Below are 14,676 nucleotides of genomic sequence, written 5' to 3'. Positions count from 1 at the left end.
TTCGAATAGTGTCACTTACTCACCGTAATATGCTTTTAAGTACATTTCCTTTATTTCCGACATCAAAGGATACCTCGGATTGGCACCGGTGCATTGATCGTCGAAAGCCTGTTCAACCATCTCATCCAGTGTTTCCAGGAATGCTTTCTCGTCAATACCGTAATCCCTGATGGTTTTCCTGATTCCTACACTTTCTTTCAGTTTGTCGATGGCATCAAGAAGTTTGTTGAATGTATCCATATCATCTTTTCCGTTAATACCGATAAAGTTAGCCACTTCAACATAACGCTCAAGTACATTCGGATACTCATATTGAGGGAAAGTACCCATTTTTACAGGACGTTCGGATATGTTGAATTTCATAACTTCCTTGATCAGCAATGCATTGGCAACGCCGTGAGGCAGATGGTGGTAGGCACCCAATTTGTGAGCCATTGAATGGCAGATACCAAGGAATGCATTGGCAAAGGCCATACCGGCGATAGTGGAAGCGTGAGCCATCTTTTCTCTTGCCTCAACATTGGTACCGTCCTTGTATGCTACGGGCAGGTATTTAAAGATAAGTTTCAAAGCCTTCAAAGCCAGGCCGTCGGTAAAGTCCGTAGCCATCATGGAAGCATAAGCTTCAAGAGCATGTGTCATGGCATCGATACCCGAAGCGGCTGTTAATGAAGGAGGCTGTGACATCATGTTATCGGTATCTATGATAGCCATATCGGGCAGTAGTTCGTAATCGGCAAGCGGGTATTTAACTCCGGTCTTTTCGTCGGTTATAACTGCGAAAGGAGTGACTTCCGAACCAGTACCTGAAGATGTGGGAATGGCAACAAAGTAAGCTTTTTCACCCATCTTGGGGAAGGTGTATATTCTCTTACGGATATCCATAAAGCGCATAGCCATGTCGTGGAAATCAACACCGGGATGTTCGTACATAAGCCACATAATCTTTGCAGCATCCATAGGTGAACCGCCGCCAAAAGCTATGATTACATCCGGCTCAAATAAAGTCATGGCTGTTGCACCTTCTATGGCGCATGCTAATGTAGGGTCAGGAGATACGTCATAGAAACATGTATAGGTAATTCCAAGTTCATTAAGTTTATCTGTAAGAGGCTTTACATAACCGTTTTTATACAGGAATTTGTCGGTTACGATAAAGGCCCTTTTCTTTCCAAGGACATTTTTAAGCTCATCCAAAGCTACAGGCATGCAACCCTTCTTGAAGTAAATTTTTTCGGGGGTTCTAAACCAAAGCATATTTTCTCTCCTTTCGGCAACGGTTTTGATATTAAGTAAATGCATTACGCCTACGTTGTCGGAAACGGAGTTGCCGCCCCATGAACCGCAGCCTAAAGTAAGAGACGGTGCCAACTTGAAGTTATAAAGGTCACCGATTCCGCCCTGGGATGCCGGAGTATTAATTAAAATACGGCAGGTCTTCATGGCTTCCTGGTATTTGCTTATCTTTTCAGTTTCCTTAGGATCTATAAATAATGAAGCGGTATGTCCGAAACCTCCGTCGGCTATAAGGCGTTCGGCTTTTTTAATAGCTTCGTCAAAGGTTTTTGCCCTGTACATGGCAAGAACAGGAGAAAGTTTCTCATGGGCAAATTCTTCCGTGATATCTACACTTTCAACTTCACCGATTAAGATTTTGGTATCCTTAGGAACTTCAAATCCTGCAAGATTTGCTATTGTGTAAGCGGACTGGCCTACTATCTTTGCGTTAAGCGAACCGTTGATAATAATGGTCTTTCTTACTTTTTCCGTTTCTTCGGGGCTTAAGATGTAGCAACCGCGGTAAACGAATTCTTCTTTAACTTTATCATAAATACTGTCTAAAACAGTTACGGACTGTTCGGAAGCGCAAATCATGCCGTTATCAAAGGTTTTCGATAATATGATAGAACTTACCGCCTGCTTAATGTCCGCAGTTTCATCAATAATAACAGGAGTATTTCCTGCACCGACACCGATGGCAGGTTTTCCGGAAGAATATGCGGATTTTACCATACCTGGGCCGCCTGTAGCCAAAATTAAATCGCAATTTTTCATAACTTCATTGGTTAACTCAAGGGAAGGAACGTCTATCCACCCTATTATGCCTTCAGGTGCACCGGCGGCTACTGCAGCTTCCAAAACGATTTTTGCGGCAGCTATGGTGCAATTTTTTGCTCTGGGATGGGGCGAAAGAATTATTGCATTCCTGGTCTTAATGGCAAGCAAGGTTTTAAATATGGCTGTGGATGTAGGATTGGTAGTAGGAATAACTGCCGCAATCAAACCAACAGGATTAGCAATTTTCTTTATTCCGAATACGGGATCTTCTTCTATAACACCACAGGTTTTGGTATCTTTATATGCATTATATATATATTCAGAAGCATAATGATTCTTAATTACTTTGTCTTCTACAACTCCCATTCCGGTTTCTTCTACAGCCATCTTTGCGAGAGGGATTCTGTTTTTACTGGCTGCTGCAGCAGCGGCGTAGAAGATTTTATCAACCTGATCCTGGGAATACGTGGCAAAAATTTTCTGTGCTTCTTTCATTTCGTCTATTTTTCTAAGAAGCGCATCTACAGAATCAATAATATAATTCTTGCTATCAGTCTTATTGTTAACAGTGACATCTTTTTTTGCCATAGGACATCCTCCTTTATATGATCAAAGCAAGATTGTTAATTATTTAACAATTAGAATTATAAAATACACATGAAATTCTGTCAATCAATAAAAATAAACAATAATTTTATGTCAATACAGGTTTTAAAGTAAAATTATACACAATATAAGGCAAAAAAGTTGTATTTGAGACCGTATAATTGTTAAAATAATAGCAAATTTGGAATATTGGCTTGAAATTATAACAGCTTAAAGCAAAAATTTGTATAAAATAACATGACAACTCATTAATAATAAAATTAAAAAAGTTACAGTATATATGATTAATACGTGTTTTGGTATCTTTTATCCTGAAAGATATGTTATAATAGTGTCGGTTGCTTTGCTGTTAAAGTGTTATTAAATCATATATAGAGAACAGGATGGATAAGAATGAAATTACTGGTTACACGTCACGGAGAGACTGAATGGAACAAAAAGAATTTGATATTGGGCAGAACGGATATTCCCCTTAATGATACAGGCATTATGCAGGCTAAGAGATTAAGGGACAATATACCCTTCGAATTTAAATATGTATTTGCATCCCCGCTAAAGAGAACAGCCATGACTGCGCAAATAATATGTGAAAATAAGGATATTGAAATAAAATACGATGACAGGCTTATAGAAATGGATTTTGGTATTTTTGAAGGTAAGGACAGGGGAGATGAATTATATCAGAAGGAAAAAAGAAAATTCTTTGCCAGGTTTAAGCACGGAGAGTCTTATTTTATGGTGGCCCAGCGGGTATATAATTTCCTGGATGAAGTAATTAAGGAGTATGTCGGGGAAAATGTTCTGATTGTGACTCATAACGGTATAAGCAGGGTTATCCATACATATTTTTGTGATTTGGAAAATGAAGAATTTGCAGCTTATAGCCTGGGTAATTGTGAAATAAAGGTATATAATATAGATTAAAGTTACAGAAGCTTATAGTATATAATGTTACATATACCTGCAATGTGAAAGTTGTATAGTTTAACCGGAAAGACTATTTAAAACAAATTCAGTATACAAATTATGGGGATATTTAATACCTCCAAAGTAGATAAGTTAAATAACTTAAAATCTACTTTGGAGGTATTTTTATGTCCCATCATCAAAACATAACAGTAAGTCCGAACATTCGTTATAGGTTTCAGCTTACATGCCTCTTCCCGATAATATTTTTTTAATTCCGGTTGCTTCTACCGCTTTGACAGCAGAATAGAAAAGAAGCGTTTCTATCGGCAGCATAATTAAGGCTTTCAGTGCCCTTGGAGGGAACAGAGCAAAAAAGCTTAAGCCTGTTAAACCGGTGAGCCAGTAAGTTTGCAAAAGCAGGTTTACAATGATCATCTGAATTATATCGGCTATGAAGATTCTTTTGATAGTGGCCGGTTTTTTATATAATACCAATCCGTAAATAACCCCTGTTATAAAGGCGTTAAAGGTGATTCCGGGATGAAAGGCACCGGAAGGTTTTATTATAAAGGTCAGTATATCCATAGCGGCACCGTATATTCCGCCTACAGCCGGTCCGAAAAGATAAAAGACAAACCGATTAGGAAGAAAAGAAAAGCTTATTCTTAAAAAAGGTGTCACATCAATCCTTAAACTTCCCAATACAACTGAAATCGCACCCAGCATGGCTGTAAATGTAATGCATCTTACACTTTTAAATTCTTTAATTGATTCTTTAAACAAAACCGAAATTTTACGCAAAAAAATTACCTCCTTTGTATTCCACTACTACAAAAAGAGATAATATCAAATAGCAAATATTTGATTATCCGAATGTAGCAGCGGGATGCGGATTATGTATCGCAAGATTCCTTTTCGTCCGGCTGACAACTCCCCGTTCAACCGGCACTTAACGCACATAATCCTACTCTGCTTTATATTTTTTTTAGTATATCAAGAATATCACATATGTGCAAAAAAGCAATAGAAAAATGCACTAAAAAGCAGGAGAAAAATCCTATTTAAAATATATGACTTGCACCAATAAAACAGCTAGCCCCAAATATTTAGGCTTTGGGGCTATTTGTAAGCTATTTGTACTTATAGAATAAAGGAAGCTAAAATAAATCTAAATATATATCAAAGAAACTTAGATCAGACAAAATTATCTTCTTATAATTTCAAATACGGTTCCCAGATGTTGTGCGGTTACATTTGCGGACCCATAAGCACCCAAATATAATTTTGTCTGATTTAAATCTGTACCTAGCGCCGTAAAAAATACAGAATCTGTCATAAAGTCAAAATCAAAATCTATAACATTATAATCGTTCATTCTGCATTCGGGTGTTGCAAATGTATATGCCATAACACCGCTAAAATCTGTAAATACACAGCTTCCGGTTAATTCCGGTATTTCGGTTCCCTGATAGGGTTGCACTCCCGTGATAGCCATGCCTTCAATCTTATTTGGTCTGGGGTCATCATGATAATAGCAGGTTAGGGGATAAATTCGCAAAGGTGCTGTTATTATAGCATCATTATAATATGCCATAATCTTTTGATCCTGATTTCTGCCGTCTTGACAAGGCCTTATAATTGAGGTAGGAAGAATACCTTCCCATCCCCTCCATCCGAGATTTATAAAACCATCCTGTCTGGGGACGGTTTGTAAAGCATATGATCTGATAATATCGGTTACGGGCAGGGGGGTATATGACACAAAAGAAAAAACAGCCTCAACCATATCCTGACCTACAAATCCCACATACTTTATATAATAATTGTTAAATCTCTGATAGGCTATGCCTGTTGTATTGCGTATACCCTTGGCTATAACCGTAAGAGAAGCCTGAACCGATTGGGGCAGTTCGTCAAATCTGGTTACTGCCGGCATATTGTCTATGAATACATCCATATCTACGTCAATTTCAATGATTTTTCCCGCTATTTCCATATCGTTTTGTGCCAAATTAAACGGGTCAAAGCCTGATCCGCCGTCTCCTGTGGCAAGAACGAGTCTTCCGGTTTCGGGAGAAAAGTTAAGGGTGTTTACGCCGTTATGGTTCATAAAAGGCCTTCTAAGGTTAAGAAGAGTTCTTCTTTTTACCGGGCTGCCGTTTTCCTGCACCATCCATTCTTCAACTGTGTCGATATGGTCATACCTGTTTTCCCTGTTGCTCCATACAAGATTTAACGTATCTCTATAACAGGGGTCGGGAACAAAACGGCCCGATAAGGCTCCGGGGCCTTGTGTTCCTGCCAGAGTGTAGTGGATATAAAATAAACCGTTGTAATAAAAATCCGGATGAAAAGCAAGGCCCAGAAGACCACGCTCATCATATCCTCCGGCTGCGCCAAGATCAATAATATTGTGTCTTATATCTAGAAGCAGTGATACAGTATCATTTCTTACATAAAATATCTCGCCTACCTGGGTGGCAATAACCAGGCTTTCTTCTTCCTCTCCAGGGAATATAACTGTCTTTATAACAGTGGGAAGATTTAGATTGTTAACTATAGGCCTTAAGCCTACCCTTAATCTTTGCATGAAATGACTCCTTATCCGGTATCAATACAAGTTATGATATAACTTGTGACGATATTACCTTATTCTTATATATGCCATGTTTATTTATAGTTGTAAAAATTATATATCATATCAAAAATAATATACAGTTCAGGTTTAATATGGTATATTATAATTGTTATTTTATATATAAGGAGATGTTCAGATGAAGGATTTCACATTTTCACAACTTGAGTATGTAAGACCGGATTATGATAAGCTTGAAGCAGAATGCAAGAAGATGGTTGAAGATATAAAAAACGCCAGAACCTATGGTGATATAAAAGAAGTTCTTGAAAAAAGGGAGAAGTTATACAGTTCGGTTTCCACCATGACAACCATTGCCTACATACGCAATACCCTTGATACTACCGATGAGTTTTATGAAAAAGAAGTAGAGTATATAAATAACCGTGAGGCGGAAGCGGCCGTTGCAATGACCGAAATAAGCAAAGCATTGATTGAATGTAAGTTTACCGATGAAATTAACGCAGAATACGGGCCGGAGTTTCTGGTAAAAGAAAAAAGGGAAGTAGATAAATTCAAAGAAGAGCTTGTTCCTTACATGCAGCAGGAAGCAAAACTTACTTTGCGTTATCAGAAGATTATGGCTACCGCCCAGATTGAATTTGATGGAAAGACCCTGAATTTGTATGGGATTCAGAAATATTTTGAGCATCCCGACAGAAATGTACGAAAAGCGGCATTTAAAGCTTATTCGGATTTTTATCATTCTCATGAAGAAGAGTTGGAGCAAATCTTTGATGAGCTTGTAAAAATACGTAATGAAATGGGCCGGGCTTTAGGCTACGAGAATTATATCCCTCTTGCTTATATGCAGCAGCAAAGAAGCGATTATGGTCAAAAAGAAGTAGCTGCATTTCGCGAGCAGGTTTTAAAAGAAATAGTACCTCTGTGCGAGGAACTTTACCGGGCACAGGCAAAAAGAATTGGGGTAGATAAGCTTAGGGTATATGATGAAAAGTTCATTTTCCCGGATGGCAATGCTATTCCGGCAGGTGATGACGAATATCTGGTAAATGAAGCCCGCAAGATGTATCATGAAATGAGCTTAGAGACCGGAGAGTTTATTGACTTTATGATTAAGCATGAGCTAATGGATCTTAAAAACAAGCCCAATAAAGCCTCAACCGGGTATATGACATTCCTTTCTGATTATAAGGCTCCATATGTGTTCTCCTGTTTTAATCAAACGATATTTGATATACAAGTGCTGACCCATGAGCTTGGGCATGCTTTTGCAGGATATATGGCTATGAGAGAGCAAAATACTTTAAACTATTATTCGGTCAGTACGGATATTGCAGAAATTCATTCAATGGCTATGGAGCAGTTTTCTTATCCTTATGCAGAGTGGTTCTTTGGCAAGGATGCAGATAAATTCAGACACGCTCATTTGCAGGAAGCTATAACATTTGTACCTTTCGGGGTTGCTGTTGACGAGTTTCAGCATATTATGTACGCCAATCCTGACCTTACACCGAAGGAACGGACCCTGGAGTGGCATAAACTTGAGAAAAAGTATATGCCCTGGAGGGATTACGACGGTGATGAATTTATGGAAAGGGGCGGATATTGGTATCATAAATTGCATATCTTCCTCTATCCTTTCTATTACATAAACTATACCCTGACAACTATGGGAGCTATGGAGCTTAAGAAGCGGTATGCCGAAAACAAAGAACAGGCATGGAAAGATTATCTGGCACTGTGTAAAGCCGGCGGAAGCACAAATTATCTTAGCCTGCTTAAATTAGCTAATCTGTCTGTACCTTTTGAAGAAGGCAGCGTGGCAAAAGCCATATCCTATGCCAAAGAGGAATTGCTTAACTGGATACGTGAATAATAGATGATAAACATTATAAGGTTTTGGTGCTATGTATAAAATATTTTAAATGCATAGGTCATAATTATTATGAGGCATCTGAGCAAACAGGAAAGATTTGCTTGGATGCCTCATGATAAAATGACTTATTATATCGGATTACTAAAAGTAAGGAAGTGATAAAATGGCAGATATATATATTAATTATGGTACTAACCTGCAGGAAATGACCTATGAGCTAATGAGAGAAGCCGACATTGCTTCTAAATTAAGGCCGGATATGAAGATAGGCATAAAACCTAACCTGGTTGTATCCCGCCCGGCTGATGAAGGAGCAACAACCCATCCCGAAATTGTTGAAGGAATTATCAGGTATCTTAAGGATGCAGGGGTGCATGATATATGTATTTTAGAAGGAGCTTGGGTAGGAGACAGTACAGAACAAGCTTTCAGAAATTGCGGATATACCCGGCTTGCGGAAAAATATAATGTCAGACTCATTGATACAAAACGGGATAATGCTGTGGCAAAAGAGAGTAAGGGCTTGACAATAAAAGTGTGTGAATGTGCCGTATCGGTAGATTACCTGATAAATGTTCCGGTGCTTAAAGGCCACTGTCAGACAGGTGTGACCTGTTGTTTAAAAAACCTTAAAGGATGTATACCTGACAGTGAAAAAAGAAGATTTCATACCTTAGGCTTACATAAGCCAATTGCGGCGCTGAATGCCGTTTTACGGCCATCGCTTCATATTGTAGACTCCGTTTGCGGGGACCTGTCTTTCGAAGAAGGAGGGCATCCCGTAACCGCAAACCGGATAATGCTGGGTTTTGACCCTGTTTTGCTGGATTCATATGGGGCGCAACTTATAGGGTATAAACCGGACGATATAGGATATCTTCGTATGGCAAAAGATTACGGCTTGGGAAAATACTTTGATGAAGATACAAAAATTGTAGAACTAAATACTAAAAACAGGCCGGTTGTAAATAATAAACATATATCGGCAGTTTCCAGACTAAGCAAATATATAGAGGAGGACAGTGCCTGCTCAGCCTGTTATGCTTCTCTGATATATGCTCTTGATAAGGTAAGCCTAATAAAGATTGAGAAGATAAAAATAGGGCAGGGATTTAAAGGCAAGAAATTAAATGGACTGGGAGTAGGACAATGTACATCGGGATGCGATAAATTTGTAAAAGGCTGTCCGCCAAAGGCCAGCGATATTATAGAAATGCTTGAAAATATTTGAGACCTTAAAGCCTATTGCAGAAATAAAAGAGTATGAATCGGATAACCGGTACTGTGATAGTTTAATTTGTGGATAATTATATAAATAAGCCAATGCCATGTGGATAAAAAACTATCTGCCGGCATTGGCTTTTTATATAAGTATTTATACATCGTATTATAAAATATCTTTTACAGCTCTTCAGCAACCCCAAGAACAATTATACCAATCATGACTATAACAATCAAAATATAATGTTGTTTACTGAGCTTTTCTTTTAAGAATATCCGGGACAAAATAACCGAGACTATGCTGTAGGAAGCAATCATGGGTGCAGATACAACCGCATTATTTGATATGGCAAATACATAAAAGAATTGGCCAATTGTTTCAAATACGGCTGCAGACAATCTGACCGGTTCCTTTAATACGTTGAATTTTTGTTTTTTTATTACGGAAAGGAATATCCATGATATTATAGCATATATCAGCCAGGTAAATTCATAAGCCAACAATGCGGCATCTTCGCTTATAAGACTAAGTTTATCAAGGTAAATGCCGTCAGCGGCTGTTCCTGCGGCATCCAAAACCGCATAGAGAATAGGAAATGTTATAGCCAAAAAGCTTATCTGGTATTTGGGATCTACCGCCACATTTTCTGCCTTAAGGGCTTCGTCCTGCAGTTTCTTTTCAAGTATTGCAAGACCGACAACACCACCGGTTATCAATAATATACCTGTTATATCAATAACACGGAGCTGTTCCGGAAAGAGTATCAATAAAGCAATTGCCGTTATGGCTCCGGATGAATTTTGCACCGGGGATGATATGGATAATTCAATATATCTGAGACCCAAATATCCGATAAGCATGGAAAGTATATAGAAAAATGATACAGGCAGGTATTTTACGATATCTAAAGGAACAAATGCAATTCCGTTTGTAATCATATACAGGATACCATGAATGCCCATTACGATACCGACCATTATTCCGATTTTTATATGGCTATATTTGTCGTTGCTGTCCGAGCCTTTTTTATAGAACAGATCGGCCGCACCCCATGAAAGGGTAGTAAGTAATGCGAATAAAAACCACATAAACACTCTCCTTTGTTAATGTAAAATATTAGATTTTTTTGCTATAAATGGCATTGCCATATAAGGAAATAAAACGGTATAATTATATACGAAAATTAGCAGATAGTCTATAAAAACTTTTTGATTTGGGGCTTTTAAATGCTATAATTTAGATTAATCTAAATAGAAGGGATGAGGATAATATGCAAAAAATTTATACTGACAAGGCACCTGCTGCCATTGGACCTTACAGTCAGGCTGTAATAGTAAACGGTATGCTTTATACATCGGGACAGATCCCTTTAAATCCCGAAAACGGTCAGGTAGTGGAGGGGGGCATAAAAGAACAGGCCCTTCAGGTAATGAAAAACCTTAAAGCCATATTGGATGCCTCAGGCACTACATTTGAGAATGTTGTAAAAACCACCTGTTTCTTGGCAGATATGGGGGACTTTGCGGCATTTAACGAAGTTTATGCCGAGTATTTTACTGAAAAACCTGCCCGTTCCTGTGTGGCTGTTAAAGAACTTCCCAAAGGGGTTTTGGTGGAAGTAGAATTAATAGCTGTTGTGAAATAGGTTTACAGGTCAACAGAATGCAATAGTAAAAGCAGTACAAAGCAATTAAAGACTGAAATAAAAGTGTGAGTTTATGACTTGTATTTGTAAAAAACACCGGTCGGATTTGCATATTAAATGCAAATCTCAACCGGTGTTTCAATTTAGGAGCTTTTTAGGGGGCAATTATGCGGACTTTATTTTGGAATAGTTTGAAGCTACTTCATCCCAATTTAATACTTCAAAGAAGGCACTGATATATTCGCCGCGAAGATTTTTGTATTTCAGATAGTAGGCATGCTCCCATACGTCAATGCCAAGTATAGGAACCCAAACCCCGCCGTTTTCCATTAGGGGGTTATCCTGGTTAGGGCTTGAGGATACTTGTAAGTCCCCGTTTTTATTGGCCGACAGCCAAGCCCAACCGGAGCCGAATCTGCCCAGAGCGGCAGATGACAATTTCTCTTTCAGGGCTTCAAAACTGCCAAAGTCTTTCTCAATCTGTTTTGCCAATTCTCCTTCCGGTTTTTTGCTTCCGCCGGGACGTAATACCGCAAAGTATAAGTTGTGGTTATAGTAGCCGCCACCGTTATTTCTTACGGCGGTTCTTAATCCTTCATCGGAAATGTCGGCAAGGTTTCTTAATATATCCTCAATGGATTTTCCCTGTAATTCAGGCAATTTATCCAAAGCAGTGTTTAAGTTGTTGGTATAAGTGGCATGATGCTTTGAGTAGTGAGTATTCATTGTAAGTTCGTCGATATAAGGCTCCAAAGCGTTGAAATCATAATTAAGTTCAATTTGTTTAAACATATGGCATCCTCCTTTATAATCAATAGTAAATTAATTTCATATTTTTATTATTTAATTAAGTGTGATTTAATAATATATAATTTAATTAAACATAATTTAATTAAATTATTTTAAATTGTATACAATAAAATTGTAAACATATTATTACACATTTACATTTAAAAATCAAGAGGTAATTTTAAAAAATAATAGAATCCTTAGTAAAAATATCAGGGATGAAATAAAAATAAGAAGATAAAAAGGAAATATAAAAGTAAATTATTAAGAAGGTAAAAAGAAAAACTTATAAAAGAATATATAAGAATTAATATAAGGGATTTAGATACTAGAGTAAAAAAATTAGGATATTAAAACAAAGGAATTTTAAATAGAAATAAGTTAATTTTAGCATCTATATCAATCTTAATTCTTGCATTAATATATATATTTTTATAATAATAAGTAAATTTTACCGGTTAGACAGGTAAGAAAACTATTAAACGGGCGAATTAAAAGGATGTCCCAAAATATTAACTTGAGACATCCTCTTTTTTAAAGTTTATCGTATATTCCTCACTTTTAAAAGTTTTTTTATGGTGATTTAATCGGTTACATAAACAGTACATTTTACCTTTGTGCCATCTTCTTTAACATATATGTAGGCTTTGCCTTTTTTTACTCCGGTTACCCATCCGAGAGAATCAACTGTGGCTACATTTGGATTGCTTGTTGACCATTCAGGGTAATTTCCTGAGGATACATAAGCACTTAACAATACTTTCTGACCGGCTTTTATGGTTAATTCGGAAGCACTTATTTTGATCTCAGGTTTTTTTACGATTACCTCACAGGTTTGGGATACTCCGTCTACTGTGGCCGTGATAATGGCTGTGCCGTTTTTGATGGCGGTAACCGTTCCGTCGGGGTTTACGATGGCCACACTTTTTTTATTTGATTTCCATTTGGGTTCTGCTCCGGAGGATACATGGGCATTCAGTTTTATGCTTTGGCCTCGATATAAGGTTACTTTTTTCTTATCCAAAGTTACCGTCGGATATTTAACTTTAACCTTACAGGTTGCTTTGCTGCCGTCGACTGTTGCTGTAACGGTAGTCTCACCGGGCTTTAAGCCGGTTACATTACCCTTATCGTCAACGACGGCTATGCTTTTATGACTGCTGGTCCAGTTAACATGTTTATTATTCGAGGTGGTCGCGGACAGGTTATAAGTTTCGCCCCTCTCAATAATTATATATGTATCACTGATTGTTATTTCGGTTTTTTTGACCGTAACTTTGCAGGACGCTTCCGCCTTGTCTATTTTGGCGGTAATCGTTGCGGTACCTTCTTTTTTGGCTGTCACTTTTCCGTAAGTATTGACTGATGCTATTTTTGAACTGCTACTGGACCATTTCGGCATTTTCCCGTTGGAAGTGACAGCAACCAGATAGAATTCATCACCGATATTTACCGTCTTGTTGTAACTGGACAAAATAACAAATGAAAAGAGTTTTGAAGCCTGGGCATGCTTATTTGGAGCTATAAAAGTAAGAAGGGTAAATAAGAAACATAAAACTAATAAGTAGAGTATTTTTTTGAATCTTGGCATATAAATCCTCCATTCGGCGAATGTGAGGAATATAAACGACAAACTTTTACGTATATTAACATTTACGTTTTGTGTTTAAAATATTTTACCGGAAAAATCGTATACCGGCACAAATTTTAACTGATATTTATTCAAAATTCATATTTTTTAATTCATTAATAATTGGCAATTTCAATAAAAAGCAGTAAAAAATATTAAAGTATGTTACTGTCTATTCTTTATATTATATAAAGCATCTTTATAGCGGCTGATTGTAAAATACAATGACAGGCAAGAAGTGAAGCATATTAAATATGGGAATAAAAAGTATGTACTTAAAAGCTGAATACGGGGACAATATCAAATTAAAATTAGAGATGAAAAAAATAAGAAAATGTGGATTTTATATCAGAATTATCGGGTATGTAAAGAATATATAAGGCTCTTATAAATTGTACGGGAGATTTAGGATAATAAAAGGCGGCATAATTTGCTGCGGTTATCTGCAAACAAACCATAAGCAAATAATGCCGATCATTTTTATACACTGTCTTCGTATATTCCGTTTTTTTGCTTGTTTTTTCTTATAGCATCTGAAGGTGAAATTCCCCGGAATTTCTTAAATACCCTGCTGAAATAAAATACATCGTTAAATCCGCATGCATCGGCAATTTCATGTATTTTATATTCGCCGCTGTAGAGCATTTCTTCGGCCCTGTTCATACGGATAAGGGTAAGAAAATTTCGAAATGACATTCCGGTTTCCTGCTTGAACAGATTACCGAAATACATATCGCTCAAATTAAACATAGAGGCCATTTTTTGAACGGTGAGAGGTTCATTATAATGGTTGGACATATAATGAAGGACTTTTTTAATCCTGGTGTCCATGATACTGGTATCTCTCTGGTAAATTATTATTTGAAAATAACGCTGTAAAATCATGAGGTATATTCCCTTTGCCCGCAATTTATAACCGGGATCTTTTAAAGTCCAAATGGTATTTAAATCGTTATATAAGTTAATAATATCCTTATGCAGACCTATATTGCGGATAAGAGGCAAGGGAAGTGTAACATCTTCGCCGTTGATATTGAATATTTTACCGTTTACGGAGTAGCATTCCATTAAAGCATCGGGAATGCTTACAGCTGAACGCTTGCTTCCGCTGGGTATACAAATAAGATCACCGGATGAAACAATATACCTGGTTCCGTCTATGGTATATTCAGCCTGACCACTAATAATATATGTTATATCGACAAAATCTATAACTCCGTCTTCAATTTCCCAGTTGGGTGTGCAGATTCTATGGTTAAAATAATCGACTGTAACGTTTATATCATCCAAATAGTCGAAGTTGCTCATTATGATCCCTTTCCAATTAAGGCAACAATTATAA

At 37.3% G+C, this 14,676-nt stretch carries 11 protein-coding genes and 1 riboswitch; of the genes, 4 read left to right on the top strand and 7 right to left on the bottom strand.

All coding sequences use genetic code 11. From position 1 onward, the window contains the following. Positions 1-15 precede the first annotated feature (15 nt). On the bottom strand, positions 16-2,646 hold the full coding sequence (gene adhE, locus HHT355_RS08435; protein ID WP_103203003.1) for a bifunctional acetaldehyde-CoA/alcohol dehydrogenase: 2,631 nt from the start codon (positions 2,644-2,646) through the stop codon (positions 16-18). 411 nt (positions 2,647-3,057) lie between these two features. Between adhE and HHT355_RS08430 the strand changes: the two genes are divergently transcribed. Beyond that, positions 3,058-3,588 carry a histidine phosphatase family protein gene (locus HHT355_RS08430; RefSeq protein WP_103203002.1) on the top strand — a complete coding sequence of 177 codons (531 nt, stop codon included), beginning with the start codon at positions 3,058-3,060 and terminating at the stop codon, positions 3,586-3,588. A 225-nt stretch (positions 3,589-3,813) separates the two neighbouring features. On the opposite strand, the gene HHT355_RS08425 is transcribed toward HHT355_RS08430, so the two are convergent. Together HHT355_RS08425 and HHT355_RS08420 are read right to left on the bottom strand one after the other, a co-directional pair. Further along, a complete protein-coding gene (locus HHT355_RS08425; RefSeq protein ID WP_242967616.1) occupies positions 3,814-4,374 on the bottom strand; it encodes a folate family ECF transporter S component in 561 nt (186 codons plus the stop codon). Positions 4,375-4,450: 76 nt separating this feature from the next. Then, positions 4,451-4,547, bottom strand: a riboswitch (THF riboswitch). A gap of 230 nt (positions 4,548-4,777) precedes the next feature. Next, complete coding sequence (locus HHT355_RS08420) at positions 4,778-6,163, bottom strand: PQQ-dependent sugar dehydrogenase (RefSeq protein ID WP_103203001.1); 1,386 nt, start codon at positions 6,161-6,163, stop codon at positions 4,778-4,780. A 184-nt stretch (positions 6,164-6,347) separates the two neighbouring features. Between HHT355_RS08420 and HHT355_RS08415 the strand changes: the two genes are divergently transcribed. Together HHT355_RS08415 and HHT355_RS08410 are read left to right on the top strand one after the other, a co-directional pair. Continuing rightward, the gene (locus HHT355_RS08415; protein ID WP_103203000.1) at positions 6,348-8,048 is read left to right on the top strand and encodes a M3 family oligoendopeptidase; all 1,701 of its coding nucleotides are present in this window, start codon (positions 6,348-6,350) and stop codon (positions 8,046-8,048) included. A gap of 163 nt (positions 8,049-8,211) precedes the next feature. Then, positions 8,212-9,279: a DUF362 domain-containing protein gene (locus HHT355_RS08410; RefSeq protein ID WP_103202999.1), complete on the top strand. Its 1,068-nt coding sequence runs from the start codon at positions 8,212-8,214 to the stop codon at positions 9,277-9,279. Between the two features lie 170 nt (positions 9,280-9,449). Here the strand turns inward: HHT355_RS08410 and HHT355_RS08405 are convergent, their stop codons facing one another. Continuing rightward, a complete protein-coding gene (locus HHT355_RS08405) occupies positions 9,450-10,358 on the bottom strand; it encodes an EamA family transporter (protein ID WP_103202998.1) in 909 nt (302 codons plus the stop codon). A gap of 182 nt (positions 10,359-10,540) precedes the next feature. On the opposite strand from HHT355_RS08405, the gene HHT355_RS08400 reads away from it, so the two are divergent. Then, on the top strand, positions 10,541-10,915 hold the full coding sequence (locus HHT355_RS08400) for a RidA family protein (RefSeq protein ID WP_103202997.1): 375 nt from the start codon (positions 10,541-10,543) through the stop codon (positions 10,913-10,915). Between the two features lie 165 nt (positions 10,916-11,080). Here HHT355_RS08400 and HHT355_RS08395 read toward each other — a convergent pair whose 3' ends face one another. From HHT355_RS08395 to HHT355_RS08385, 3 genes are all read right to left on the bottom strand, one after another. Beyond that, complete coding sequence (locus HHT355_RS08395; protein ID WP_103202996.1) at positions 11,081-11,707, bottom strand: superoxide dismutase; 627 nt, start codon at positions 11,705-11,707, stop codon at positions 11,081-11,083. A gap of 580 nt (positions 11,708-12,287) precedes the next feature. Beyond that, positions 12,288-13,295, bottom strand: coding sequence for an Ig-like domain-containing protein (locus HHT355_RS08390; RefSeq protein ID WP_103202995.1), 1,008 nt, complete (start codon positions 13,293-13,295; stop codon positions 12,288-12,290). Positions 13,296-13,814: 519 nt separating this feature from the next. Then, positions 13,815-14,642, bottom strand: a complete 828-nt coding sequence (locus HHT355_RS08385) for an AraC family transcriptional regulator (RefSeq protein WP_103202994.1) — start codon at positions 14,640-14,642, stop codon at positions 13,815-13,817. Between the last annotated feature and the right edge of the window lie 34 nt (positions 14,643-14,676).

Source organism: Herbinix hemicellulosilytica (assembly GCF_002904165.1).
In the GTDB taxonomy this organism is placed as follows: Bacteria; Bacillota; Clostridia; order Lachnospirales; family Lachnospiraceae; genus Mobilitalea; species Mobilitalea hemicellulosilytica.
This window is presented reverse-complemented; position numbering and strand designations above follow the sequence as displayed.

What these genes read in the sequence shown, in the direction of transcription:
- HHT355_RS08410 (WP_103202999.1), top strand. Translation starts at nt 8,212, where the DNA reads ATGGCAGATATATATATTAATTATGGTACTAACCTGCAGGAAATGACC.
- HHT355_RS08405 (WP_103202998.1), bottom strand. Translation starts at nt 10,358, where the DNA reads ATGTGGTTTTTATTCGCATTACTTACTACCCTTTCATGGGGTGCGGCC.
- HHT355_RS08415 (WP_103203000.1), top strand. Translation starts at nt 6,348, where the DNA reads ATGAAGGATTTCACATTTTCACAACTTGAGTATGTAAGACCGGATTAT.
- HHT355_RS08395 (WP_103202996.1), bottom strand. Translation starts at nt 11,707, where the DNA reads ATGTTTAAACAAATTGAACTTAATTATGATTTCAACGCTTTGGAGCCT.
- HHT355_RS08420 (WP_103203001.1), bottom strand. Translation starts at nt 6,163, where the DNA reads ATGCAAAGATTAAGGGTAGGCTTAAGGCCTATAGTTAACAATCTAAAT.
- HHT355_RS08385 (WP_103202994.1), bottom strand. Translation starts at nt 14,642, where the DNA reads ATGAGCAACTTCGACTATTTGGATGATATAAACGTTACAGTCGATTAT.
- HHT355_RS08400 (WP_103202997.1), top strand. Translation starts at nt 10,541, where the DNA reads ATGCAAAAAATTTATACTGACAAGGCACCTGCTGCCATTGGACCTTAC.
- adhE (WP_103203003.1), bottom strand. Translation starts at nt 2,646, where the DNA reads ATGGCAAAAAAAGATGTCACTGTTAACAATAAGACTGATAGCAAGAAT.
- HHT355_RS08390 (WP_103202995.1), bottom strand. Translation starts at nt 13,295, where the DNA reads ATGCCAAGATTCAAAAAAATACTCTACTTATTAGTTTTATGTTTCTTA.
- HHT355_RS08430 (WP_103203002.1), top strand. Translation starts at nt 3,058, where the DNA reads ATGAAATTACTGGTTACACGTCACGGAGAGACTGAATGGAACAAAAAG.